The following is a 25,224-nucleotide window of genomic DNA, read 5'->3' as shown; positions in this document are numbered from 1 at the left end:
TAAATTGCGTACCTTTGCTCACGGGTTAAGTGCTTATACTTCATAGACAATACAAAAGTAATTAATCCGTGGGAGACAGAGGTCTCCCTTTTTTATTTTGTATTGCCGGATGACCCTGATTCCGGGCTTCCACCGCCTTCCTCCGCCCTTTCCGCTACGCTCCAAGGACGGAGGAAGGCGGTGGCGGAGTTGCACTTCTAACTTGACGGTGGGGTCGGACGGCAGAATTAGTTTGTATCTGGAGTATTATTTGGGTAGAGAGGAAAAGCCTGTATTGGATGAAAACGGTAATCAGGTGTATTATGAAAGCGGTAAGATGCAGGGAAAGCCGAAGTTCGCTATCAAGCATCACAGGCGAAAAGAGAACCTCAGCCTGTATCTGATAGAGAAGCCACGTACCCCTGCGGAACGCCAGCAGAACAAGGAAACACTGGAGCTTGCTGTAAAAATACGTGCCGAACGTGAACAGGAGTTTAAGGAAAGTATGTTGGGCTACCGTCTGAAAAAAGACCGGAACGTGAATTTCTTGGATTATTTTCAAGCCTATATCAATGACTACACCAAGAAAGACATTCGGATGGTGCAAATCGCCTTAAGCCGTTTCAAGGACTTTTTGAAGGAGCATTACCCGATGTACGAGTTCGGCATCAAGCCGGAACTTATCACGAAGGACATGATGGAACAGTTCGTAGCTTATCTGCAATCCCGGAGCGTGGGCGAAGGGGCTAAAAGCATCTTCCAGCGTTTCAAGAAGGTTATCCACTATGCGATTGACCACGATGTGATGCTGAAAGACCCCTGCAAAGGCGTTACCTGCAAGGCGGATAGCCAGATACTACGCAAGGACGTGCTTTCGCCGGAAGAAATCCAGCGGTTGATTGCGTGCCATTATGACAACGAGAACCCCAACGTAAGGCGTGCGTTTATCTTTTGCCTGTATTGTGGCTTGCGCTTCTGTGATGTGAAAGACCTTACCTATAAGAATATCGACTACGCTAATAAGCTGCTAAAATTTGAGCAGAACAAGACCAAAGGTCATTCCGCCAGTAGCGGTGTGGTCATTCCGCTCAATGACGGTCTTCTTTCGCTTGTGGGAGAACCGCCGGCAGACGGTAACAAAGACGCTCTCATCTTCAACCTGCCTTCGTATGAAAGTTGCTGCAAATCCGTCAAGCGTTGGGTGAAAAGAGCCGGGATAGACAGCACATAAGCTGGCATTGCGCCCGTCACTCATTCGCCGTGAATATCCTCAACAATGGGGCGAACATCAAGACGGTTGCCAGCCTGCTCGGGCATAGCGGACTGAAACATACGGAGAAATACACCCGTGCGGTGGATAAATTGAAAGAGGAAGCGATAAACAGCCTGCCGGAATTAAAGTTTTAACCATAAAAGACTTACCTTTGCAATTATGGACTTTGAAGTATTAGTAAAACATATCAGCACGATACAAAGCACGTTGCAGGCACAAGCCGCACACGCTGTAAACCTCGCTCTGACTGCCCGCAACTGGCTCATGGGCTGCTATATCGTGGAGTTTGAGCAAAACGGTGAAGACCGTGCCGCATACGGCGAACAACTGTTGAAGAAACTGGAACAGCGGTTGAATGTCAAAGGACTGAACGAGCGCAGGTTTCGTGAGTTCCGGCGGCTATACCTTGTTTATCCGCAACTGAAAGAGCCTATCGCACAATACATATTGGCAGGAAGCGAAATTCGGCACACACTGTCCGCCGAATTTGCAGACCCAATTCGGCGGTCGCCAACTGCCGAATCTTCTCAATACATTCAATCGGCTCAAAACAAATGGATTACCCCACCCGAAAAGTTATTTAGCCGCCTATCCTCTACCCATTTGAATGTAATTTCACCCATTGATAACCCTGTAAAACGTGCTTTCTACGAAATGGAAGCCATTCGGGGCTGCTGGTCAGTAAAGGAATTGGAGCGGCAAATCAATTCCCTCTATTACGAACGCAGCGGATTATCCCAAAATAAGGAAACCTTGTCTGCCTTGGTGCAGCGGCAAGCCATGCAATTACAGCCCAAAGACATTATTAACACGCCCGTTACGTTGGAGTTCTTGGGATTGAACGACCGTGCTTTGGTAACGGAAAACGACTTGGAGCAATCCATTCTGGACAACCTGCAACGCTTCCTGTTGGAAATGGGACATGGCTTCTGCTTCGAAGCACGCCAAAAGAGAATCCTGATAGACGGGGATTATTTCTTTGCCGACCTCGTGTTTTACCACCGCATTTTGAAATGCCATGTCATCGTGGAATTGAAGATAGACAAGTTCCGCCACGAATACGCTTCGCAACTGAACCTATATCTTAACTACTTCAAGGCGGAAGTGATGCAACCCGACGACAATCCGCCTGTCGGCATCCTGCTTTGCACCGAGAAGGGCGACACGTTGGTAAAATACGCCACTGCCGGATTAGACCCGAACATCTTCGTGCAAAAGTATATGATAGAACTTCCCACTGAAGAGGAAATTAAGAAGTTCATTTCAACTGCAAACTATTAGCAATAAAAAACACTACTGGCGAAAAGAAGGAAAGCCATTCTTTCTCTTTTCGCCAGCACGTTTATTACTGCCAACAAGAATAGGTTTAGGTTAGTTTGGATGTATATACAAAAGACAGAACTAAACCGTAAATGCAGACGATAATTATAGCAAGTCACTTATGATACATTCTGTTCTTCCAAGACTATATTAGCATCATTATCGCATTTTTCAGGCTTAATCCGCTCTATACGACGAATATGTTTTGCCCTATTAGCTATAATTAACGGTACACGCTCGACAACAACAACCGATGTGTCAAGCCCCAACGCACTCGGTTCTCCAATGCCTATCTTTCTAATTAAGGCATAAAGGCTCATCAGCAAATTTTGTCGGCGGTTACGGGAATCTTCAGGATAATATATCCGGTGGATAATAATAAAGCGAAAATCACCCGGTATGCCATTCTTATGCAATGAAGGATAAGAGCTTGTTAGTTCTACTTCACCATCCGCAACAAGGTCATCAACTACTTGTCGTAAATAAAGGCTCACGCGCGGTTCTATACGAAAACCTATACGCATGGTTATACTAAACAATGTCCCTTTTATTAATGTGGAACAATTATATTCAAGTGTGTCTGGTGTATCCACAAATTCAAGGTTAATAAGCCAATAATGATCTGCCCGTTTAGGCTGCTTATTAATTATGGAATACAACAATTTATCGTCCACACAACCTTCTTTGTCTGCATGATTCACATAGACAAGATTAGAAGCATATTTGGATATGCTTTCGTCCGCCTTAATATCAGAAATAATGTTGTAGTATTCACTTAACCGTTTGGAAGACATATGTTTTCGACGAATTTTGTTGGCACTTACCCATACAAACATGATAAAACATAATAATCCACCTATTAACAGCGTAAACCAACCTCCGACCATAAATTTGGACAGGTTTGCAGCAAGGAAAATACCTTCAATAACACAATATCCGCCGACAAACAGTATTGATAGAATGCGTGGAATGTTATGCATATGCAAATAGAATCCCAACAACAATGTTGTCATCAACATTGTAATAGTTATGGCAAGTCCATAAGCGGCTTCCATGTGGGTGGAATCTCGAAACAACAATATAGTAAATATTACTCCAATATACATTACAAGGTTTACCATTGGAATAAATGACTGACCTTTTACGTTGGTAGGGTGCTTAATACGCATACGAGGCCAGAAATTCAAGTTCATAGCTTCACTCAATATGGAAAATGAACCGCTTATTAGAGCTTGGCTCGCAACAATAGCTGCCCCGGTAGCCATTGCTATGGAAAACAACAGTATTTCTTGTGGCATGATTGAATAAAATGGGTTCACTGTACCTTCTGCACTTTCCGGATGATGCAATACCCACGCTCCTTGCCCCAAATAATTTAGAATAAGCATCACCTTTACAAATATCCAACTGACCGTAATATTTCGTCTGCCACAGTGCCCTAAATCAGAGTATAAGGCTTCTGCACCAGTGGTACACAAGAAAACGGCACCCAATATCAGAAACCAGTGGGGGGATTCCACTAATAACCGTATGGCATAGTAAGGATTGAATGCCTTGAATACTTGAGGATAGGAAGTCAGACTGATAGCTCCGGCGATTCCAAGAAGCAGGAACCAAAGTAGCATAAATATGCCAAATGACCGTCCTATATTTTCTGTACCAAAACGCTGAACGAAAAATATAATGGTAATAATGGTCAGTGTAATAGGAATCACAGGCAGATGCGGACTGATACTTTCAAGTCCTTCTATGGCAGTTGTGACCGTAATGGCTGGAGTGATAATACCATCAGCAAGCAAAGTGCTCGCACCGATAATGGCAATGATGTAAATCCACCTTCTTCTGTGGCGGCGTAAAAGGGCATAAAGCGCAAGTATGCCACCCTCCCCGTTATTGTCGGCACGGAGAGCCACCAGCACATATTTCACCGTAGTCTGAAGAGTAAGCGTCCATATGATACAAGACAATGCGCCTAAAACATAATTTTCATCAAGAGCTTCTCCAGTATGAATGATGGCTTTCATAACATAGAGTGGCGATGTTCCAATGTCACCAAAAACAATACCCAATGTGATGAGTAACCCGGCAAATCCAAGTTTATGTTGAATATTGCCTTCTTTTGATAGGTTTGCCATAAAAAGTAGTTTTTTGTTCTACATATATTTGTTTTCCTTTCAAGCGGCGCAAATATAAAATAAAATCTTAACAATAAGATTTCACTTTTCTTTTTTCGTGAAAAATATCATATAAACCTTGACGATGGTCAAGGCTTGTCTAAAAAAAATAGTCTGTTTGAATTACGTATAACTATTAAACTCAAAAGCCGAAGTTATGGGACTTATCCTTCACCTCGGCTTTTTGCTATTTACTGATTTCCTAACCTATCAGCTTCCTTTTTCAACTGCTCAGCCTGCTCATTAAGCAGCTTTGCCCGTTCCAAGGCTTCCGCCTGCCTGCGGCAACGTTCCTCAAAATCTAGTACCGAATCCGTCAGGTTGCGGATAAAACGCTCGTCCCGCTGCCACTTGAACTTATTCTCCAGTCTTTCAAGGGTATTGCCGTCCGCTTGTCCCTGCATCAGCAGATAACGGTATTTCATGTCGTTGTCCTGCAACTGCCCCATCCGTTCAGCCAGACGGACATTCAGGAACAGGGACGTGGCACAGACAATCAGACCTGCCGAAAAGAGGAATAGCTTCGGGCGTACCAAAGAAGTTACTTTGTTGTAAATCCGCCGATGAAACGGTACGGGTTTGGCTTCTTCTTTTTCTGCCATGCGCTCATCATGGTACCGCTTCATTGTTTCCAGCATTTCCTTGAGACAGCCGAAAGTGGCTACTACATAATTCTTGACCTCCCCGAAAGATTGCCGTTGTTCCTGTCCTGATTTCCGCAGTTCGGCAAGCCGGGTCAGGATGTCTTGCAACTCTTTTTCGGGAACCGCCGGGTTCCTGCGTAACTCAGACAATGCCCGTTCTATAGCCTCCAGTCGGGAAAGGGTTTCCTCGCGTCCGGCTGGCGTCACCTGCGCTTCCTGCTTCTCCTTCAGTTCCGTGACCATGGAGAGAAGCCCCTCTAAAATCAAATTTTCTTCCATATCCGTTTACAGTTTAAGTTGTCTTTTCTTTTTCTTCTTCTTTTTTCTCAGACTCCAGTCAATTTCTTCGTCCGATGGAGCAGACGGCGAAACATCGAACAAGCTGAACAAGCCGCCCATTGAAGGGCTGTCGTTCCTTTGCGGTGTTTGCTCAGGCTCCAAAATAGGTGCGGAAACTATCTGCTGGCGGCTATTTTCTACGGTATCCATTCCTGCGTTCCCGAAATGCTTATCCAGTTTGGAGAAGCTGAAATTGCGGTCTATTTCCGAACCTTTGAACGTATAGGCACCTTTGGTGAAGGAGATGCCCTGCACCTCGTCTGTACGCCCTTTATACTTGAAGCGGATGCCGATGCCCTTTTCTGCCAGCCGCTCCTGTAACTGCCGCCAACTTTTGGACTTGCCGATTTCATTCCTCATAGCCGTGTAAATCTCGTATTTCGACTTGTCCGGCTCTTTCAGGCGATGCCGCTTAACCAGTTCCTTGCCTTTGGCGAAGTATAGCCCGTGCTTGGCTTTCAGCTTCTTGCACACCTGCTCGTTGCGGTACATGTCGTTCCTGTCCGAGATGGTCTTGCCGTTGTTGTCTATGCGATTGAACACGATATGCACATGCGGATGCTCCCTGTCTTGGTGGCGCACGATGATGTACTGCGTATCGGTGATTTTCATCTCGCGCATATACTCTTGCGCAAGTTGTATCATCTTCTCGTCCGTCAGCTTGGGCGCATCGTTTACCGAATAGCTCAGCGCGATATGTCCGACTGGCTTGCCCAGACGGGGATTCATGGAGGCTTGCGTGCAGAAGCAGCGGATGATGTCCTGCCTGCTTTCCGCCAGTACTCCGTCTGCATGGAGCAAGACCGCCTGCTGCTTGCCCAGCACGTAGTCCACACAGCCCTTAAACCCGCTTCCTTTCCTTATTTTTCCAATCATCCGACAAATGGCTTATGATTTCCACTATCCTGTTCTTAAGTTTCACCAGTTCGACCGCCACTTTCGCAAAGCCTCCGGCATTTGCCCGGTGCGCCAGCTGGTTGATGTTGTTCGCTTCGCCTGCCAGTTTGCGGAGGATGTCCGTATCCTGCCTGTTCAGCCGGGGCGTTATCTCTGCCGACACGACAGCCTGCCGCACATACTCGCTGACACGCAGCCCGGCTTCTGATGCCCGCTTCCTAACGGCGTAATACTGCAACTCGGTCAGCTTCGTGCTGACCACACGTCTTTGCTTGTCTATCCGGTTCTTTGCCGGACGACCGCCTGATTTGTTCCTTGTATCTGTCATACATTTTTGTCTTTGGAAGTTGTCTTGAAAATTGCGACCGACGGGAGCGGTTTCCTTTGCGGGGAGCAAAGCAAGGTGGTTTCGGTCTACCGAAACATAACCTTGCTTCCCCTAAGAAACGTCTGCCCGTTGCTCACAGTGTCTATCTCCGCCGGGTTAGATTCCCCTGCCTTTCTTCTGCCTTAGCAGCAGTTTCTGTCCGTTTTTCTGTTCCTGCTTCCTGCCGCACAGGTAATCGTTCAGGTCGGAATATTCCCGGTAATTGTGCGAGAAATCCCGTACCCGATAGGAGTATTCCGCTGTGATGGCTTGCGTTGCCCGGATGCCTGCCCCGTCATTGTCGAGCAGGCAGTGGATGCGTTCATACTGCCCCAATGCGTCAATGGCTTTCTGTACATTGGCGGTGGAGTTGAGTATGACGTAATCCTGCCTGTCAAGGTTGGGCATGACAGGGCAGTTCTTTGTCCTTAGCGTGAGGAATGAAAGATAATCCATGAAGCCTTCGAACACCAGGCACTTCTCCCTCGGTTCGCCCTGTTGCCGGATATGGGTGATGTCTTTCGGGGCGATGCAGCCTTTGAAAAAGGAGTTGCGCACCTCGTAGCCGCCAGCCACATTCGGGAAACCGATGGCGAAGTAGGGCTTGCCGTCATGAGTGAAACGCAGTTCCCTGCATTCTCTTTTTGCCAGTGTAAGGTCAATGCCACGCCCCTGCAAGTAACGGAGCAATGCCGGATGGGTGAGGTCACGGACTTCCAAATGTTGAAAACTCGGTGCCGACCTTTGCTGCCGAAAAGAAAAACTGACCGGGCGGACATGCTGTGCCTGTTCTGCTATCTGGTTTAAGAGGTACGGCAGATGGTCGGAACAGTAAAGTTCCTGTGCCAGTGCGATGATGTTGCCGCCTTTGCCAGCCCCGAAGTCATACCATTGTTCCCGTTCTGTGTTTACTTTAAAGGATGCTTCATGTTCCTCCCTCAGTGGCGATTTGTACCATAGATTCGCTCCCTGCTGCTTGACGGGTGAATATCCCAGACTGTGCAGGTAATCGGTGATGGGTATTTTCTTTGCTTCTTCAATGTTCATAATGCAAACTTTTTAGTGGATGATGAATAATTGGGAAGTGTACCAGTCCGGTTTAGACCTTCATATATACGCCCGTACTGTACCGGACTTGATTGCCGGGAGTGACGGGAAACGGGAAGTCTGTTCCCCTTATATATATGTCCGAACTAAACCAAACCTGTTTAGTAGTGAAAATCGGGATTGTAACGGTATCCCTTTCCTTCCTTTACAATCATACGCTTGTTCACGAGGAACGTGTTCAATGTCACGAGGACATTGCGTCCCCGCTCGTAGCCGATGCTTGCATAGCCCTGCTTCAACGCCTGTATGACGTTGGAATAGCCCTGCACGGTGCGCTTGCCGAAACGGTTTTCCAACGCCGTGCGGTGCTGCTGTTCAGTCAGTTCCGTAAGCGGGAAACTTTTTTCCTGCTTGGGCTGCTGGAATACATAGCCGTCCACGACTTCGGGCAATGCGCTGTCGTTGATGCGGAAGGCGAAAGGCTCGAAGTCCCGGTCGCGTATATGTGCCGCCTTTACCTCGCTGATGTTCCCGTCCTGCGTGCTCTTGGTGATTTGCAGGACGGTTTCCGCCTTGTTGTTCAGTTCCGTGCCGATATGTCCCCTCGTATTGTCATCCCCCTTGTTCAGATGCAGCACGGTATGAATGTGCAGGTTGTATCCGCTTGACCAGCGCATGAGCAGGTTTATCAGGTCGGTCGATTCGCTGGGGCTGTTGATGTCATACATCAGGTCGCGGATGCCGTCAATGATGAGCAGCCCCACATCGGGCATGTTCTCCAGCATATACTCGATAATCCGCTTCCGCATGTCAGGGGGCTGTTCCCGAAGTACGATGAAAACAAAGTCGTCCCTGTCCTGGTCGGTCGGCAGTCCGGCAAGCCGCAGGATGCGTTCCATCACCTTGTGGCAATGGTATCTGCTCTGTTCGGTGTCCACATAAAGGATTTTCCGTTTGTCCGGAGGCAGGCACGCTGAATAGTGCAGCACCTCGTCATTGGTCAGTGCAGCCGCAACGATGGCGGAGATGTTGAACGTCTTCTTGCTTTTCGCCTTGCCTGTGGATGCGCTGAAGTTGCCCAGCGTCCCGATGGTGGAACCGTTCACCCAAAGGATTTCGGGCGGCACGTCGTAAGTGTCCGTCACTTTCAGCCGGATGCTTTTCCAAAGGGCTGCAAAATCCTCTTTCTTCATGATGGCATCCCTTTTAGCCTCTGTGCTTTTTTTGTTTTCCATGGGCTTTACTTCTTTAAGGGACGGTTGAGGACATACTTCTGCGCTTCCTGCTCTATCTGCGTCTTGGTCTTCACCGGATTCTGGCGGAGCCATGCCTCCAGTTCGGACTTCTCAAAATAAAGCATCTTCCCCTGCGGCTTGTAATGGGGAATCAGATTGCCCGAAGTCAGCTTGTAAAGGTAACTTTTGGACAGGTTGAGGAATGTGCTCGCTTCATCAAAGCTAAGCACGTTCTTGGTTAGGAACAACATTCTTTCGAGTTCTTCCACTCGCATTTCCAAAGTTTTTTCCATATTGCTTGAAACTTTTTGGTGAAACAATATGAAGGTGCGCACCCTCGTTTTATTTTTGATGGAGCAAAAATCGGCATCCTCCAAAACATCAACACATAAGTTACGGGTAACTCACGTGAAATATTTTTGTTTTGACCTATGCCGACATGCCGCATCGTTTTGTTAACGGGGGCAAAGTTAAAGGCTTGGAAATGAAGTCTAATTGAGCTTTGTTTGACCGCTCAGACTATGCTCAACCTTTTTGCAGTTGCTTGATGTATTTGTCTATGATTTCGTATCCTTTCGGGTAGATGCACTTCACGTTGTCTGTCGCGCTCGACAAGTCGCTGCGTGTGAGGTATTTGTCTTTTATCTTGGCAAGTACCAGCTTGTTGTTGGCTATGACGGACTGCCACTCATAAGCGATATAGTTGTAGCAGCTAAGCTGCATCATCAGATAAGCCAGCAAGCGGTTGTTGTTGGACTTCAATACCCCGTTCAGTTTGCAGGCGAAGAAGTCCGAAAGAATTTTCGGGGTGATTGTCGTGGTGAATATGTGCGCTTCGTTGATACATTCGACCAACAGTTTGATTTGTTGCGTTGTAAGGACTGATTTGAATGGATTGGATTTCCCGACTATCTTGGTCGGCTCAGGCTGTGCCTTCTCTTCTTCTTTTGGCTGTTCTTCTGATTTCTCATCCAAAGGAACAGAGGCATGACTGGCGTCCTCCGATTGTTGGAGGTATTCCAGATATTGGGTCTGCATGACAAGGCGCACAATGGAAGAAAAGAACGGAAGCTGCTCATCATAGCAAGTGGAAGATTGCAGGTATTTGTCCATATCAAAAGAAGAACATTGGAACGAAATATATTTTTTCCGCTCGTCAAGAGAGAGATTTTCGAAGAAACCGCTTTCCCAAAGGAAGTCCGGCATCAGTATGTCAAAACGTATATTGTGCAAGGCACGGTTCTTTTGGCATAGGGATACAAGGTTCTCGGTCACGTTGAAAATTTCTTGCCGGATGTAGTCATTCATTTGCGCTTCCGTCAGGTATTCACGCTTTAAGGCAAGCGCATTAGTTTTCATCCCGTATTCATGGGCAACACATTTATCAAGTAACTGCTGTATCTTTTTGAAGTTGGTTTCTCTGAAATCTTCCATATACGTTGTGCATTAAAATCGGTTTGGGTTACAAAGATAAGTGATGGATACCGTTTTCAAAGCAAACAAAAGCAGGAGAAAGGAAGAAATATGCAACATCTTCGTTAATAAAGCATAAATATAAGGTTGATAAAACGGCGAAAGTACTCTTTCTTTTTCTTTTCGTCAAGAAGTACACTTTTAGTACGCCCAATAAAAAGAAAAACCCCTGATAATCTTTCGACTATCAGGGATTTGAGGTACCCAGACCCGGGGTCGAACCGGGATGGATTTTACTCCACTGGTGTTTGAGACCAGCGCGTCTACCGATTCCGCCATCTGGGCATTCCGTTGAATTGCGGTGCAAAGGTAAGAAGTATATATTAAAGTTCCAAATATTTATAGGGGTTTTGGAATATTCTAAAATACTTTTAACATCATCTCTCTTCTATTATTTAATATCTGAGTACAAATAACAAAAGGCTGAATCGGTAAGATTCAACCTTGCTATCTTTTTGTGCTAACAATTACTTAAGCCAATTTAGCAATATGAGCAGCCAGTTTTGACTTTAAGTTAGCAGCTTTGTTCTTATGGATAATGTTGCGTTGAGCTACTTTATCCAAAATCTTTTGTACTTTAGGATACATTGCTACTGCTTCTGCCTTGTCAGTAGTCATACGAAGTTTCTTCACTGCGTTACGCATTGTTTTAGCATAATATCTGTTGTGAAGTCTTCTTTTTTCAGCTTGTCTGATTCTTTTAATAGATGATTTGTGATTTGCCATCTCGACTAATCTTTAAATATTGTTCGTGATTCTGTTTATTATGTAGCCCGTGGGAGAATCGAACTCCCCTTTCAAGAATGAAAATCTTGCGTCCTAACCGATAGACGAACGGGCCATCCTTTGATGCTTTCGAGGAAAGTATCCCTCATTTGCGGATGCAAAGGTAGGAAGATTTTTTATTCCTGCAAAACTTTCTGCAGAAAAAATATACTTTCTCCTTAAAAGTCATATCTTTGCAAGTGTAAAACAGTGAATGGAAGTGAGTTCAGTGTCACATTTTGATTCTTTAGTTTTATTTGTAGAGCCATGTTACAGAAATATCAGGGAGTAGTGTTACATACACTGAAGTATAATGACCGTTCAAATATTGCCTGTATTTATACAGGTGAGGGTGGGAGGATGTCCTTCTTGTTCCCGGCGCAACGTTCACGCAAGTCAATGGTAAGGTCGGTGCTGTTCCAGCCCTTGTCGTTGGTAGAGTTCGAAGCCGAGGTGCGTCCTCGTGCCAGTGTACATCCCATTCGTGAGGCGAAGGCATGGATGGTTTTCCAATCCTTGCCTTACGATCCCTATAAGTCTGCTATTGCGCTGTTTCTGGCTGAGTTTCTTTATCGTGCTTTGAAAGAAGAGGGAGCCAGTGCATCATTGTTTTCTTATTTGGTTTATTCGATACAATGGCTTGATGCGTGTGAAAAAAGTTTTGCTAATTTTCACTTAGTCTTTTTGATGCGTTTGTCTCGTTTTCTGGGGTTGTATCCGAATATGGAAGATTATGCCGAAGGTTGCTGTTTTGATTTGTTGAATGCCTGTTTTGTGATGGAGCCACCGTCGCATGGTATGTTTGTCGTTCCTGCTGAGGCTTCGCGCATCTGTAATTTGATGCGTATGAACTATGATACGATGTATTTGTTTGGGATGAATCGTACCCAGCGCAATCGTTGCCTCGACATCATTCATGAATATTATCGCCTGCATCTTCCTGATTTCCCGGAATTGAAGTCATTCCGGGTACTTCAGGAACTTTTTTAAGCAGGCGTTTTTCCGATGAGGAGAGTTAGGGGAGGGTTATTTGCATTACGAATCCACCTCGTGCCAGACAAGGAACTTCTGTTTCTTTTCCTATGGAAAGATTTTTTTCGATGCGGAATGATTTTTCATCTGTTCCGTCCCCGATGAAAAGTACAGCCGTCTGTTGTGGCAATGAAAGGCGTTGCAGTGAAAAACGGAGGATTGCCGGCGTGTCTTTTCCGTTGATGCCGGCAATGTACCATGTGTTTCCTCTTTTGCGTGCCAGAACGGCGTGTTCTCCAGGATATCCGCTCAGCAGTCTGGTATCATCCCACGTTGTAGGGAGAGTTGATAAAAGCTGTTTCACCTCGTCAGGCAGGCTTTGGTACGTTTCAGGACGATCAGGCATATGCTGGATGCCCGATTCGAAAAGGATGGGCAGAGCTAACTCGTGACCGTAACTGGTGATGTGTGGGTGCTGCGAGTCAGAAAATGTGCCGGGTGTATAGTCCATTGAGCCTATAACGTTGCGTGTAAAAGGCAAGGTCGCGTTGTGGCAGGCTGCACGTGAGGTGAGTCGTTCGTTGTTATTATACCATTCAGCTCCATATACGGATTCCAAGGTAATCAGTTGCGGATAGGTACGTTGCCAGCCCCACGGTAGTGTACCTCCGTGCAGGTTTACGAGCAAGTGGTGGCGTGCTGCGTCTTCCAGTAAGTCGAAATAATAGTTGATTGCTTGCTGGGTGTCGGTTGGGAAGAAGTCCACTTTTACACCTTTCACTCCTTGCTTTTCCAGCCAGGCAAATTCCTTTTCACGGTCGGTTGCCTTGTTGAGGCGGTAGAGTGGAGTAGGTGCTCCTTCAATCCAGTTGGTGGTTGAGTTATACCAAAGTATCGGGCGAATGTCTTTCGAATGAGCATAAGCGAGGACATCTTCGATGGTACCTCCCGTCATTTGGTCCCATTCGGCATCGATCAGTGTATAGGGCCAGTGCATGGAAGCTGCCAAGTCTACGTATTGCTTCAGCAAGGCGCAATTGCGTGCCCCGTGATTGTGTGCCCAGTAAATCCACGATGCATTACCGGGTTTTATCCAACTGGTATCCTTTAGCTGACAGGGTGTAGCGACATCGGTTGTCAAGGTCGATTCGGTAATGTCGGCCAGTGTACCGATGATAAGTGTATGCCACGCTGAATGCCATTCGCCCGTCACAGATAATGTATCCTCTACCATTTTCACCCGATAACGTTCCGTGCCTTCGTTTACCAGATAAGTTCCACAATGAATACGCTGTAAATCCGATTCGGTTATCAGGGCGAATACATCTTCCTGTGGTTCCATTAAGGCGGGATATCCCCATTCGCCGGATTTGCAACCTTCGGTGCTGAAAGGATAAAAGCCTTCGTTGTCTACTGAGCGGGGACGCATCCAGCGTGGAGAACCTGTTGCCAGATCATAGGAAGTACATTCGTTTGTAATCATTTCTCCGTTTGGGGCTGTTTTCAGCTGGTAGCGGAAAGCGATTCCGTCATCGTATGCCCGTATAATAAGTGTCAGACATTGTTCTTTATCGTTTACCAGAATGAATCTCCGCTCATTGGCATGGTTGATACAGTGCTGGCGTTTGCCGGTGATCATTTGGTAATCATCGGTGTGAAGGCTTGTTTCCGATGCCGATTGCAGGCGCAGCTTAGAGGACAAGTCTTGTCGGTTGGTCTGTATTCCCAAATGGATTTGGTTGAAAATGTATTGGTCTCCGTATCGGATAGAAAGGCAGGCTGTGCCTGCTGCATTATTTTCCGGGCAGTGTAGGGTTACGCTGATTTGTCCGTTGGGTGAATGGATTTCGGTAGCTTGCAATGTAAAAGTAAATAACAGCGTTGTGAATATGGCAAATAATTTGTGTTTCATAGGTGGTTTTAACAGTTTTATAAGTTTGGATAGGCAAATATACGGAAAAAAGCGGATGGTGACAATTGGTAGAGGTGTATTTTATCATGTAGAAATTCAAAACAGTTTCAAACAATGACTGTTGAAAAAGTAAGGTCATTCTGTCTCAGAGCGAAGGGGCTCTCATATAATAGTTTATGTTTTCGAGATCCTTCGCTCTGGGACAGAATGACAAATGAAAGCTGTCTTTTATTTTAAGACAGGCTCATTGTGATGAGAGTTATTGGTGTCGTACTGCAGGTGCTCCAAAATAGCTTGGATACCGGTTGTCGGGATAGAGGACGAGTTGTTCGAGTACGATTTCCGGATCAATCATATATAGTTTTAATCTATGCATACCTGCTTTCTTTACATGCAGTTTTGTGGTTAGCATACGCAGGTTGTCGAATACTTCGTTACGGCGAAGTTGCTTGGAACCGGTAAGCTTGATGGTCTTGTCTTGCTTGGGAAGTGGTTTCAGGTTGGGCGACTGAGCCAAGTTGGCTGGATTGTATTCGCCGAATGTGTCCACGAATCCTTGGCGGGCATCTATCACTTCCGGTATTTCATCGTCTATTGCTACGGCGATACGCAAGCCTCGTTCGGGATAAACGTCTTGTGTGGGTAAGATACCGATGCAGAGCGAGACGGTTCCAGTATCGGGCAGTAGTATCTGGTATTCTAGGTATGGGGCTTCCTCAGGCTGGGCACTAGGAGCTGTTACAGGGCTGATACCCATACAGGCATATCCTCTTCCCAAGTCGGGCAGTTCAGTCCATGCGGCATCTTTCCGGGAACGTTTTTGTTATATAGGTATGCTGGGATGGAAAATTCGGTTTTACTCAAATTGCCGAAATAGGCTTCCTTTGTGTCTGGTGCTTGTCCTTTGACGGCCCGGATACCGATAGGAAAGTTGGTTTCTCCACTCTTGATGGTCAGGCAGGCTTCGTGTGTTCCATTGCCGATGGCAGCCCAGTCTATGTTGACTTGGAGGCGCGTTTCGGTTTTTACCGTCCCGGAGGGTTGGCTGACTTTTATCCAAGTTTGTGACGGAGTTGCCGTGAAATTGATGCTCCTTTTCCTCGGTTGAAGAGGTCAATATAATAGGTTTGGTCAAGCAATGCGTCAAATAGAGGCAATGCCAGTTTGTCCGTATAGTCGGTAGCCTCGCAGCCTTCCGGGCAAATGCCTAAAGATGGGGTGTCTTGCAGGGTGACTTGTTGTAAGGAAGGAAGCAGTGCTTGTTTGGGCATGGACCATTGTGTGTAACCGATGTGTATGTCCGACATCATGTTTTTCCATTTGCCGTTTGCCAGTGTATCATTGTAATAACATGTCAGCCGTTTGTCTTTTTCGAACAATTCTTCAGCTTGCTTCGCATGCAGGTTGGCCAAAGGTCTGACCTGCTTTGCATAAAGATGGTTGCGTGTAGTGGCAGTGTAGATGTTAGCTATTCCGGCAGAAGCTACGGTGGGATAATACACCAGTTGGAAATAAGCATCTTGCCAGTCGGCAGGGAGAAGACGGGAGTATCTGGATGGCAACGCGTAACGGTTTGCTTTGCTATAACGTTACACGTAACCAGTATTCGGTGATGATGACCGGGCAAGGCCTTTTAGATGATGTGATTTGTGGACTGGTGAAAGACGGTCACGGCGATTTGTGGTGCAGTACGATGCGGGGAATTAGTCGCATTGATGGACATACAAAGGAGGTTGTCAATTATTATGCGGGAGATGATTGGCAAGGAAACGTCTACCTGGAAGGACGTTATACACAGGCTACAGATGGAAGCATTTATTTCGGGAGTGGGAAAGGGATTGTTTGTTTTCATCCGGATAGTATCCGAAAAGTGCGGATGGAACGTACGCCGGTCATTACCGGGATGCAGTTCAATGGCCGGTTAGTAAATCGGCAGACCCTTTCAGGCAAGCATCCGGTTGTCAGTGAAGATTTGGTGAGGGCTACAGGTGTTCACCTTTCTTATTCTGACAACTCGTTTGCTTTTTGGGTTTCGATGATGGATTACCGGAATGCGGAAAGTATCTTTTATGAATATCGGTTGGAAGAATTCGGTGATACCTGGAGCCGGACGTTGCCGGGTGAGAGTCGTATACAGTATCATCACTTGCCTCCAGGTGACTATACTTTGTTGTTACGGGCGTGCGAAAATGGTTTTTGTTCGCCTGTCAGGGCGATGAAGGTGCATATAGCTCCCCCTTGGTATTTTAGTCCGTTTGCCCGGATACTCTATACCTTATTTATAATAGGTGCATGTTGTTTGTGGTATATTGCCGTGCAGCGCAAACGCCGCGAGGAAGTGGGAGAAATGAAGCTGCGCTTTTTTATCAACATTGCCCATGAGATACGTTCTCCGCTCACATTGATTGTTTCTCCGGTAGAAGATTTGCTGAAAAAAGCCAGTGATGCTGAAATGCATAAATCATTGCTGCTTATCCGTTACAATGCCAATCGCATATTGGGGCTGCTGAATCAGTTACTCGATGTACGGCGGATAGACAAAGGGCAGATGCGGTTGCATTTTGCGGAGATTGACATACGGCATTTTGTGAATGAGCTGTTGGATGCTTTTTCAGGGCAGGCACGCCAGCAGGGCATTACCCTGCAAGTGGAGTTTGCAGATGATTTGCCCTTGGTATGGGTAGACCCGGACAATTTCGACAAAGTGCTGGTGAACCTTTTGATGAATGCATTGAAATATACTCCGCAGCAAGGAACCGTCTGTGTCAGTGTGAAGACGGGCAGTGCTCCGGATGCGGCAGGACCTTTGCGCGATTATTTGGAGATAGCAGTAGAGGATACAGGTAAAGGCTTGAATGAAAGAGAACTGAAGAAGATATTCGAACGCTTTTATCAAAGCGAATCCGGCCGTGTATCTGCCCGGCAAGGGTTCGGCATTGGGCTGAATTTATGTCAGGCATTGGTAAAGCTTCATTATGGTGTCATTTTTGCAGAAAACAGGAAAGATGTGCAGGGAAGCAGATTTGTGGTGCGTTTACCTTTGGGAAACAAGCATCTGAAAAAAGAAGAAATGGCAGATGGAAAGCCGGAAGAACATCTTTCCTTACATGGACGTGTGGAGGAACCTGCCTATTTCCCCGTCCAGGAGAAAGGAAAGCGGAATCCGACACATTACCGTGTGCTTGTGATAGACGATGATGAGGCTTTGCGGAATTTCTTGCAGGAAAGCCTGTCGGTTCATTACCGGGTAGATGTGGCTGCCGACGGCATGGAAGGATGGCAGAAAGCACTTGCCACGTTGCCCGATGTGGTCGTGTCGGATGTGATGATGCCGGAAATGGACGGATTTCAGTTGCTGAAGGAACTGAAGAAGAATCCCAACACCAACCACATTCCGGTTGTGCTGTTGACTTCGAAAACCGAATTGGCCAGCCGTATGGAAGGTCTGGAACAAGGAGCGGACGGATATCTGAACAAACCGTTCAGTCAGGATGAACTGGATGTGCTCATTGCTAACCTGATAAGCAATCGTCTTCGCCTGAAAGGGAAATATTCCGGTAGCCAGGAGCAGGAAGGGAAGGTGAAACCGCTCAAGGTGAAAAATACGGACGAGATATTGATGGAACGTGTAATGACAGTCATTGACCAGAATTTGGGTAATCCCATGCTGAGTGTGGAATTGTTGGCAAAGGAAGTCGGTATGAGCCGTACCCAATTGCACCGCCGGATGAAAGACATAACTGGTCTTGCGGTAAGCGATTTTATCCGTAATATCCGTTTGCGTCAGGCTGCACGGCTTTTGAAGGAAAAGCGGCTTATGATTACGCAAGTGGCTTATGTTGTAGGATTTTCCAGTCAGACCCATTTCTCGACGATGTTCAGAAGACAATATGGGATGACTCCGACGGAGTACGCAGAAACAGGAGAAAAAGCATCCGAAGACACGGAGGTTACCGGAACTGGTACGAAACATCCGGATGAAGCCTGAACATACTCATGCTGATGGAACACCGATGACGCAGAAAGGCCCGCGCCGGCACAAATTTTATATCAATGAATGTCCGATTTAGCCGACAAGAAGTTAGAGGGAGATAGAAGCCAATACTTCTGCGCTATTGGCATTAACTCCTTCTAACTCCTTTCGAGCCATTATCAGAAGCTGTTTTGAATTTCTCCAAAAAGTTTTTCTTGGCTTGATGTATCCGTTTTCGTGTGTGCTTTGGGCGATTTTTTGGTCCTTTTCGCCCCTGTTCTTCGTCAGATAGCCCGCTATCTTCCTCATCACACAAGCGAAAATGCCTCAAAAACTCATCCCAAATCATCGCACGATAAATTCAAAACAGCTTCTCAGTTATCCATTATCAGGCGGTAACGCTTTCCGGGTTTCGTATCGATGTCGTATTCGTATACTTTGCGGAGGGCAGGTTTGGCAGGAGTGCCTAATTCAGGTGATACCTGCGGTGTTTTGATGGCTGCGGGAGCATACAACGGGTTCGGGCATTCACCTTGGGCTTCGTGTAAGCCTTTGCCTTTCAGCGGCACATACGAACGGACACGCAATGTGCCGCCCAGTTTCGACAGAATGACCGCTTCACGCAATTTGCTTTTGTCCCACTTCATCGTTACTTCGAAGCCGCCGCGGGCAACCAGGCCTTTCACTTCACCTTTGCTCCATACATCGGGCAATGCCGGAAGCAGATGTACCGCTCCGTCGTGGCTTTGCAACAACATTTCGACAATGCCTGCCGTTGCACCGAAGTTTCCGTCTATCTGGAAAGGCGGATGTGCGTCGAACAGATTGGGATAAGTACGTCCTTCGGGATATTGACCTGCTTCGGCATCGCTCGGCAAGAGCTGCAACATATTGCTGATCAGACGGAATGCATGATTGCCGTCAAGCATCCGCGCCCAAAAATTGATTTTCCAGCCGATGCTCCAGCCTGTAGCCTTGTCGCCCCGTTGCTCTAACGTGGTATGTGCAGCCTGGAACAGTTCGGGGTGGCTGTAGGGCGATACCTGGTTGCTGGGATGCAGTCCGTAGAGGTGCGAAATGTGCCGGTGTTCGTCTTTCGGATTGTCTGCATCTTCTGTCCACTCTTGCAGTTGGCCGTGTTTGCCTATCCGCATCGGTGGCAAGCGGTCAATCGTCTGCCGCAACGTGTCTTGGAAACTTGTCTCATCGCCTACAGCCAAGGAAGCGCGCAGTGCGTTCGAAAGCACATCGAATGCCAACTGGTTATCCATTGTGCATCCAGCTGTTACCGGACCGTGTTCGGGTGACACTGAAGGGGCAATGACCCATTCGCGGGTATTCGGGTTTTCGGCAAGGAAATCCAGACAGAACAATGCCGCGCCTTTCAATATCGGATAATATTCCCGCAAAAACGTCAGGTCGCCCGTAAACAAGTAATGTTGCCACAAATGCTGGCTTAGCCAGAATCCGCCACTGGGCCACATACCTGCAGCGGCGAAGTCTACCGGGCCTGCAATGCGCCACAAGTCGGTATTATGATGTGCCACCCATCCCCGGCAGTCATACATTTCGCGTGCTGTTTTCGCTCCCGTTTCCGATAAGTCTTTTAGCATGGCGAACAGCGGTTGGTGCATTTCGCTTAGATTAGTAGTCTCGGCAGGCCAATAGTTCATTTCCGTGTTGATGTTAATGGTGTACTTGCTGTCCCACGGTGCGTTTACGCTGCGGTTCCAAATGCCTTGCAGGTTGGCAGGTTGCCCGTCGGGTTGTGAAGACGAAATCAGCAGGTAGCGTCCGTACTGGAAAAGCAGTACAGGTAAAGTCTGGTCCTTGCCTTGGTTGAAATCGCGGATACGTATATCGGTTTCCTTCCGGGAAACTTCGTCTGTCTGTTCGCCAATCGTCAGCTGTACCCGGTTGAACAGGCTTTGGTAGTAAGCGGTGTGGGTAGCCAGTGCTTTTTCATAGGGCACTTTCACAGCTTGGGCTAAGCGGTTTTCTGCACGTGTCGCCGCATCGCCGCTTACATCGTGATAGTTCACGTAATTGGTAGCTGCAGCGATATAAATCACCGCTTCATCCGCATCTGCCACTTCCAAAGTTTTATCTGAAGAATTTACGGTGCCGTTGGTAATCACTTGCACCCTGCATTCGGCACGCAGGGCTGCCTTTACTCCTTCCTGGTCTTTGCCGTAACAAACCACCGACAGCTTATTGCCTTCGGCTTTCACTTCATGCTGTAACGGGTTCTCGTAAGCAAGCCGGAAAGCCAAAGCGCCTTTCCGGTCTGCCTGCACACGCATCACAATGACACTATCGGTAAACGAAGCGAAAGCCGTGCGGGTATAAGTCACTCCGTCCACTTCATAACGGGTAGTGGCTGTGGCGTTGGCGATGTTCAAGTCGCGGTAATAGTTTGTCGCGTCCTTGTGTCCGGTAAAATCAAGGAAAAGGCTTCCCAGGGTGAGATAACTCATGCCGTTCTTTCCCGAAAAGAAATTGGCATCGCACAACCGTTGTGCTTCCCAAGTCTTTCCTTCGAATATCAGTTGGCGCACCGTAGGGAGCACGTAACGGGCAAGGGAATTGTTATTATCGTGTGGTCCTCCTGCCCAAAACGTTTCTTCGTTCAGTTGCAGTTCTTCCCGTTCCGTACCGCCATATACCATCGCTCCCATCCGTGAGTTTCCGATAGGCAGGGCATCCGTCCATTCCGTAGCCGGACGGCTGTACCACAATTTCAAGTCTTCGGCATAGCCGGCTATTGCCGTCAGTCCCGAAAATACAATTGCTAAAATCAATTTCCGTGTTTTCATGTTTCATGTTTTATTGGTTGAACACAGCGGCTGTTAACTGTTATCACTTTGTTCAGGAGTTATACTTCACGCGGCATTAATTTGTGCATGGTATAACTCCTGACTGACATTAATTCATTATCACAGTATATGTTTTCACAACACCTCTGTAGTCGAACTTCACGATGGCCTTGCCGTCTTTGGTTTCCGGTTGGGTGATTTCAATCTTTACATCCGGATTGTTCGAAGCTGCCGTGATTTGAGGTACGCTTTCTGTTGCTTCCGGAAGCGTATAAGTCGCTTCGTATTGGTCGTATCCCGTATAACCGTTGGCATTGGTAGAACGGACGGGAACGGTAGGCAACTCTACTTCCTCGCCATTGACCTGGATGCTGACAGCCGGTGCAGCAGGATAAACCAAAGTCTTTTCATCGGCACTGAATCCCAGTCCCTGCAATACACATACCTGTCCTTCAGCATCGCTTTCCGCTACCAGGTAGATGGCATGTTTCTTGTCGAGTGTTTTTACGGCATCAGTCACGTCCAGTGTGAATTTGGTCACTTCGCTTTGGCTCGAACCTGCCGGAACGGTGATTTCACCTATTTTCTTGCCTTTCCACACGTCATTGTCCCATGGACCGTCCAGCCATACGCTTACTTTGAAGGCTGATGAGGTTGTAGCGGTCAGGAAAAGGTTGAAATAAGTCTTGTCATACTCTTTGGAACCGGCAAAAGGCTTCAGGCCTTTTTGAGCTTGGTACAGTCCGCCGAAGCCGAAATATTTGTAACCGATGATGTCGCCACCGTTTACGTTGATAGGCATATCGTTGCTCCAGATGTCCCATGCATCCTGTTGGCTGCCTACATTCGACAAGTAGCATGCGTAGCCGGCAGAATAATATTTGTAGGGGTCCATTCCGAATATCTGGAAGCCTTCCGAGGTAACTTCGGCACCGGTATAGGTATCTCCGTTACTTGCCTGCGCCTGCCAGATGCTGTCGGGGGCATACGGGTCGTAGCCATGAATGGTTACTTTGCCTCCTTCTGCCACGGGTTTTTCATCCCATTGGATGGTGACAGGTGCCACCATCGCCTGGCGTGCAAACCCGAATCCGCGAGGAGGACGGTGATAGAATACATACCATTGTCCGTTGATTTCCTGCAGACTGCCGTGCGTGTTGTGTGCGGCATTGGTGGTCTGCAGCTTGCTGCCATCTTCGTTAAGTACCACACCACGCGAGTCTACCAATACACCTCCGCTGCGCCAAGGACCTAACGGAGTATCGCCGAAGGCATAACGCAGGGTCGAGTTAGTGCTTCCCAATCCGTAGTCGGGACCGGAATAGCCCGAGAAAATCATCACATACTTGTTACCTACTTGTCGGATAGATGATGCTTCGAAGAAGTTGAAATCTTCCGGTTTCTGTTCTTTGTAGAGTGCCGGATATTTTGTTCCCTTCGGGTCGCGTATCTCGCCATATCTTAAGCTGGCAGGGATGAAATAAGGGATGATTTCGGTACCTGGCCGTACAGAATACATGGTATGCTGGTCCAATTGGGCAGCCAGTGAACGCTGGAAGCCCCAGAAGCCGTAAGCACGGAAACCTATTTCATAATCCGGGTCTTTCGGGTCGGTAATGTTTTCGATGAAAATAGACGGGTCAAAGCCCAAAATGCTGCCCGGTACTGTGCGTGTGCCGTCTTCATTCAGGTTGACGGGAGTAAACGGACCGTCAGGCCGGTCACCTTTGCATACCATTGCCTCGCGGTTGGCACCTCGGCTGTGCGGATAGAGATAGTAAACTTTCTTACCGTCTTTTTGTTTGATTTCTACAAGGTCGGGTGCATACATCACGTCCCATTGGCCTTCCGTTTCGTAAGTGAATATCGGGCCTTCATCACGCCAGTCGGTCAAGTCTTCCACAGGTGCCGACCACATGCGGATGTCTGCACCGCAATAACTGTCCAGTCGCAGGTCATGCGAGCCAATGATGTAAGCACGAAGTTTTCCCGGGTTGTCCGGATCTTCAAATACACGGGGTTCTCCGTCGGGCAAGTGTTCCCATAAGGGCAGGTAAGGATTACCCGTACCCATCAGTTGTGGGTCTAGGCTTGGTTGTTGCTGGCTCCCGCAAGAAGTGGCAAGAGTCAGTCCGAAAGCAAATGCCAAGGCAGCTTTCATGGGATAAGATTTACGTACATTCATGATGATTCAAAATATTTGTTCTTTTCAATGTTAAAGTTTTATCCGTACCGAGACAATGCTTTCTCCGGATATGGACAAAGATACGAATTCTCCTGTTACGTTGACATCAATGGTTTCCATATTTTTTGTCTCGCTGGTTTCTACCGCAGTAGCTTGACTGATACCGTCCATCGGGATTTGTATGCTCAGTGTGCGGTCCGATTGGTTCAGGAGGACAAGAGTTATTTCGTTGCCTGTCTCGTTGATGTATGCGGTGGCATCGATGTTCTCGCTTCCCGAAGTCACGGCGATACGGGTTGTGTTCGTTGCATACTGTGCGTAGTGAGCCAGGATGTATCCGTTCTTGGCGATTTCACCCTCGGCTACCGGACTGCGCGGGTCGTTGTCACCTATCATGCCATAGAAACGTTTCAGGTACCAGTATAAGTAGGCACTGCAATAGCCGTCCATGCACATATGGATTTCTTTTGCCAGATGCGAGAAGTTGTAGTCCCAGTTAAGGAATTGCCACATCGACGGGTCTTCTTCTTTCTCTCCGTCGTTGAAAAGATGTTCGGTCATCCACCAGGTTTTGCCTCCCAGACGCGGATAAAGTCCGCATACATAGTCGTGGCGGTCTTTCACGTAATCGCTACTTAAGTCGATGAATCCTTGGTAGAGGTGTCCGGCTACGATGTCGGTCTGCGCAAAGGCTTCTGCATCGTTCAGTACGGCATCGGTATATTCGGGCTGGTAGCCGCAGGCTTCGGGCGACATCAGCTTCACACCGGTTTCGCGGATGCGTGCGCCTTCCTGCTTCAGGAAGTTTACCACCTCTTGCGGTGTCCAGGCAGTAAAGTCCATATCGGGTTCGTTCTGTACCGAAACGGCATAGATGTCCACGCCGTTTTGTTTCATGAAATTGATATACTTGATAAGATGGTCGGCGTATGCCGTGTAATGTTCCGGCTTCAGATGATCTTTATCGTCCACTTTGTCTGCCCATTCCGCCGGAATGTTCCACGGACAGGCAAATACGGTGGCACCGTGGCTTTGTGCGATTTTAGCACCATCCACGTCATCTGCCCAACGGGTTTCATCGGCATAAATCATCAGGCGCAGGATGGAGTATCCCAGTCCGTCCGGACTATACATCTTGTTCATTTCATCGGCTGTAATAGTGGGAGTGCCCCAGATGCTGACTGCATACATGCCGCCGAAACCTGCTACCGGCTGGTATTTGACCGCCGGGGCTACGGTCAGTGCAATGCCGCCCGCACCTTCTTGGGTGATGGTCAGCTCGGTGGTTGTCCCGTTGCGGTCGGTCAGGCGGATAACCTGTGTACGGGTGTCCATCGAAGTGTTGGCATTACAGGTCAGGGTTACTTTGGTAAATTGGTGCTCACCGTTGTTGTCACCGCCCGATGTGGGGGTTACATTGGTCACGATATTGCCTTCTCCCAAAGTGATTTCCCAGGTTGATTGTTGCCAGTCGATGATGGCTTCGGCAGTGCCCTCGGTTGAGGTTACTGTCATGGCGTTGCGTACGAAACGGGCATACGAGTCGCCCCACAAGCTTTTGTTTACGGTGTCATCGTCCGAGCAAGCCCAGAAAAGTGTGCTTGCCAGAAACAGGAATAGAAAAGATTTCAGTTGTTTCATGGTGTTTTTTTGTTTACGTTTTTCGATTTTATGCATGTTGACTATTGATTGTTTTTCTGTGTCCGGTTAATCAATCTTGTGCTTTTACTTCTCTACGTTTCAACAGTCTGCTAACTGCGTTTCTTGTAAGATTAATAATTAGTGTGTCCAGTTCTACGTTCCTAAAAAAGCAGTATCAAACGCCCTTGTTATTGTTCATATTATGCTCTGAA

At 47.5% G+C, this 25,224-nt stretch carries 19 protein-coding genes, 2 tRNA genes and 1 pseudogene; 4 read left to right on the top strand and 18 right to left on the bottom strand.

Going from position 1 to position 25,224, the window contains the following annotated elements; genetic code table 11:
• The first annotated feature begins 202 nt into the window (after window positions 1–202).
• A pseudogene (locus tag H9625_RS14330) lies at window positions 203–1,386 on the top strand (tyrosine-type recombinase/integrase).
• Between the two features lie 25 nt (window positions 1,387–1,411).
• Window positions 1,412–2,533 (top strand): PDDEXK nuclease domain-containing protein, encoded by a 1,122-nt coding sequence (locus H9625_RS14325; RefSeq protein WP_191764998.1) that lies wholly within the window; start codon window positions 1,412–1,414, stop codon window positions 2,531–2,533.
• A 158-nt stretch (window positions 2,534–2,691) separates the two neighbouring features.
• Here the strand turns inward: H9625_RS14325 and H9625_RS14320 are convergent, their stop codons facing one another.
• From H9625_RS14320 to H9625_RS14270, 11 genes are all read right to left on the bottom strand, one after another.
• A complete protein-coding gene (locus H9625_RS14320) occupies window positions 2,692–4,707 on the bottom strand; it encodes a KUP/HAK/KT family potassium transporter (RefSeq protein ID WP_018710110.1) in 2,016 nt (671 codons plus the stop codon).
• Window positions 4,708–4,937: 230 nt separating this feature from the next.
• Entirely contained in the window at window positions 4,938–5,669 is a 732-nt protein-coding gene (locus H9625_RS14315) for a hypothetical protein (protein ID WP_071148004.1), read from the bottom strand.
• A 6-nt stretch (window positions 5,670–5,675) separates the two neighbouring features.
• Window positions 5,676–6,605: a relaxase/mobilization nuclease domain-containing protein gene (locus tag H9625_RS14310; protein ID WP_191764996.1), complete on the bottom strand. Its 930-nt coding sequence runs from the start codon at window positions 6,603–6,605 to the stop codon at window positions 5,676–5,678.
• Entirely contained in the window at window positions 6,571–6,954 is a 384-nt protein-coding gene (locus H9625_RS14305; protein ID WP_022456182.1) for a MobC family plasmid mobilization relaxosome protein, read from the bottom strand. Before H9625_RS14305 ends, H9625_RS14310 begins: the two co-directional genes overlap by 35 nt.
• 156 nt (window positions 6,955–7,110) lie before the next feature.
• A complete protein-coding gene (locus tag H9625_RS14300; protein WP_191764994.1) occupies window positions 7,111–8,040 on the bottom strand; it encodes a toprim domain-containing protein in 930 nt (309 codons plus the stop codon).
• Window positions 8,041–8,201: 161 nt separating this feature from the next.
• A complete protein-coding gene (locus H9625_RS14295) occupies window positions 8,202–9,275 on the bottom strand; it encodes an AAA family ATPase (RefSeq protein WP_191764992.1) in 1,074 nt (357 codons plus the stop codon).
• A 5-nt stretch (window positions 9,276–9,280) separates the two neighbouring features.
• On the bottom strand, window positions 9,281–9,568 hold the full coding sequence (locus tag H9625_RS14290) for a helix-turn-helix domain-containing protein (RefSeq protein ID WP_022456179.1): 288 nt from the start codon (window positions 9,566–9,568) through the stop codon (window positions 9,281–9,283).
• A 232-nt stretch (window positions 9,569–9,800) separates the two neighbouring features.
• Window positions 9,801–10,709, bottom strand: coding sequence for a hypothetical protein (locus H9625_RS14285; RefSeq protein WP_191764990.1), 909 nt, complete (start codon window positions 10,707–10,709; stop codon window positions 9,801–9,803).
• A 240-nt stretch (window positions 10,710–10,949) separates the two neighbouring features.
• A tRNA-Leu gene (locus H9625_RS14280) sits at window positions 10,950–11,033 on the bottom strand.
• Window positions 11,034–11,219: 186 nt separating this feature from the next.
• Window positions 11,220–11,474, bottom strand: a complete 255-nt coding sequence (rpsT, locus tag H9625_RS14275) for a 30S ribosomal protein S20 (RefSeq protein WP_022039305.1) — start codon at window positions 11,472–11,474, stop codon at window positions 11,220–11,222.
• Window positions 11,475–11,517: 43 nt separating this feature from the next.
• Window positions 11,518–11,589, bottom strand: a tRNA-Glu gene (locus H9625_RS14270).
• Between the two features lie 191 nt (window positions 11,590–11,780).
• Here H9625_RS14270 and recO point away from each other — a divergent pair.
• Complete coding sequence (gene recO / locus H9625_RS14265) at window positions 11,781–12,503, top strand: DNA repair protein RecO (protein ID WP_022039304.1); 723 nt, start codon at window positions 11,781–11,783, stop codon at window positions 12,501–12,503.
• Window positions 12,504–12,528: 25 nt separating this feature from the next.
• Here the strand turns inward: recO and H9625_RS14260 are convergent, their stop codons facing one another.
• The 3 genes from H9625_RS14260 to H9625_RS14250 all read right to left on the bottom strand — a co-directional run bounded on the left by H9625_RS14260 (window position 12,529) and on the right by H9625_RS14250 (window position 15,959).
• Complete coding sequence (locus H9625_RS14260; protein ID WP_191764988.1) at window positions 12,529–14,397, bottom strand: glycoside hydrolase family 97 protein; 1,869 nt, start codon at window positions 14,395–14,397, stop codon at window positions 12,529–12,531.
• A 259-nt stretch (window positions 14,398–14,656) separates the two neighbouring features.
• The gene (locus tag H9625_RS14255; RefSeq protein WP_191764986.1) at window positions 14,657–15,175 is read right to left on the bottom strand and encodes a hypothetical protein; all 519 of its coding nucleotides are present in this window, start codon (window positions 15,173–15,175) and stop codon (window positions 14,657–14,659) included.
• Window positions 15,176–15,449: 274 nt separating this feature from the next.
• Window positions 15,450–15,959, bottom strand: coding sequence for a hypothetical protein (locus tag H9625_RS14250; RefSeq protein ID WP_191764984.1), 510 nt, complete (start codon window positions 15,957–15,959; stop codon window positions 15,450–15,452).
• Here H9625_RS14250 and H9625_RS14245 point away from each other — a divergent pair.
• The gene (locus tag H9625_RS14245; RefSeq protein ID WP_191764982.1) at window positions 15,953–18,385 is read left to right on the top strand and encodes a hybrid sensor histidine kinase/response regulator transcription factor; all 2,433 of its coding nucleotides are present in this window, start codon (window positions 15,953–15,955) and stop codon (window positions 18,383–18,385) included. The genes H9625_RS14250 and H9625_RS14245 overlap by 7 nt on opposite strands.
• Window positions 18,386–18,518: 133 nt before the next feature.
• On the opposite strand, the gene H9625_RS14240 is transcribed toward H9625_RS14245, so the two are convergent.
• The 4 genes from H9625_RS14240 to H9625_RS14225 form a co-directional block, all read right to left on the bottom strand.
• Window positions 18,519–18,719 (bottom strand): hypothetical protein, encoded by a 201-nt coding sequence (locus H9625_RS14240; RefSeq protein WP_162614371.1) that lies wholly within the window; start codon window positions 18,717–18,719, stop codon window positions 18,519–18,521.
• 25 nt (window positions 18,720–18,744) lie between these two features.
• Entirely contained in the window at window positions 18,745–21,186 is a 2,442-nt protein-coding gene (locus tag H9625_RS14235) for a glycoside hydrolase family 95 protein (RefSeq protein WP_191764980.1), read from the bottom strand.
• Between the two features lie 109 nt (window positions 21,187–21,295).
• Complete coding sequence (locus H9625_RS14230; RefSeq protein WP_394354950.1) at window positions 21,296–23,260, bottom strand: hypothetical protein; 1,965 nt, start codon at window positions 23,258–23,260, stop codon at window positions 21,296–21,298.
• Window positions 23,261–23,401: 141 nt separating this feature from the next.
• Entirely contained in the window at window positions 23,402–25,012 is a 1,611-nt protein-coding gene (locus H9625_RS14225; protein ID WP_191764976.1) for a glycoside hydrolase family 30 beta sandwich domain-containing protein, read from the bottom strand.
• Between the last annotated feature and the right edge of the window lie 212 nt (window positions 25,013–25,224).

This window comes from Phocaeicola intestinalis, from assembly GCF_014837065.1.
GTDB lineage: Bacteria > Bacteroidota > Bacteroidia > Bacteroidales > Bacteroidaceae > Phocaeicola > Phocaeicola intestinalis.
Note: the sequence above shows the minus strand (reverse complement) of the source record. Positions and strands in the feature narration are given on the sequence as shown.

Excerpts from the sequence above, each read along its gene's own strand:
- H9625_RS14325 (WP_191764998.1), top strand. The coding sequence starts at position 1,412 with ATGGACTTTGAAGTATTAGTAAAACATATCAGCACGATACAAAGCACG.
- H9625_RS14320 (WP_018710110.1), bottom strand. The coding sequence starts at position 4,707 with ATGGCAAACCTATCAAAAGAAGGCAATATTCAACATAAACTTGGATTT.
- H9625_RS14315 (WP_071148004.1), bottom strand. The coding sequence starts at position 5,669 with ATGGAAGAAAATTTGATTTTAGAGGGGCTTCTCTCCATGGTCACGGAA.
- H9625_RS14310 (WP_191764996.1), bottom strand. The coding sequence starts at position 6,605 with ATGATTGGAAAAATAAGGAAAGGAAGCGGGTTTAAGGGCTGTGTGGAC.
- H9625_RS14305 (WP_022456182.1), bottom strand. The coding sequence starts at position 6,954 with ATGACAGATACAAGGAACAAATCAGGCGGTCGTCCGGCAAAGAACCGG.
- H9625_RS14300 (WP_191764994.1), bottom strand. The coding sequence starts at position 8,040 with ATGAACATTGAAGAAGCAAAGAAAATACCCATCACCGATTACCTGCAC.
- H9625_RS14295 (WP_191764992.1), bottom strand. The coding sequence starts at position 9,275 with ATGGAAAACAAAAAAAGCACAGAGGCTAAAAGGGATGCCATCATGAAG.
- H9625_RS14290 (WP_022456179.1), bottom strand. The coding sequence starts at position 9,568 with ATGGAAAAAACTTTGGAAATGCGAGTGGAAGAACTCGAAAGAATGTTG.
- H9625_RS14285 (WP_191764990.1), bottom strand. The coding sequence starts at position 10,709 with ATGGAAGATTTCAGAGAAACCAACTTCAAAAAGATACAGCAGTTACTT.
- rpsT (WP_022039305.1), bottom strand. The coding sequence starts at position 11,474 with ATGGCAAATCACAAATCATCTATTAAAAGAATCAGACAAGCTGAAAAA.
- recO (WP_022039304.1), top strand. The coding sequence starts at position 11,781 with ATGTTACAGAAATATCAGGGAGTAGTGTTACATACACTGAAGTATAAT.
- H9625_RS14260 (WP_191764988.1), bottom strand. The coding sequence starts at position 14,397 with ATGAAACACAAATTATTTGCCATATTCACAACGCTGTTATTTACTTTT.
- H9625_RS14245 (WP_191764982.1), top strand. The coding sequence starts at position 15,953 with ATGGCAACGCGTAACGGTTTGCTTTGCTATAACGTTACACGTAACCAG.
- H9625_RS14240 (WP_162614371.1), bottom strand. The coding sequence starts at position 18,719 with ATGATTTGGGATGAGTTTTTGAGGCATTTTCGCTTGTGTGATGAGGAA.
- H9625_RS14235 (WP_191764980.1), bottom strand. The coding sequence starts at position 21,186 with ATGAAAACACGGAAATTGATTTTAGCAATTGTATTTTCGGGACTGACG.
- H9625_RS14230 (WP_394354950.1), bottom strand. The coding sequence starts at position 23,260 with ATGGGTACGGGTAATCCTTACCTGCCCTTATGGGAACACTTGCCCGAC.
- H9625_RS14225 (WP_191764976.1), bottom strand. The coding sequence starts at position 25,012 with ATGAAACAACTGAAATCTTTTCTATTCCTGTTTCTGGCAAGCACACTT.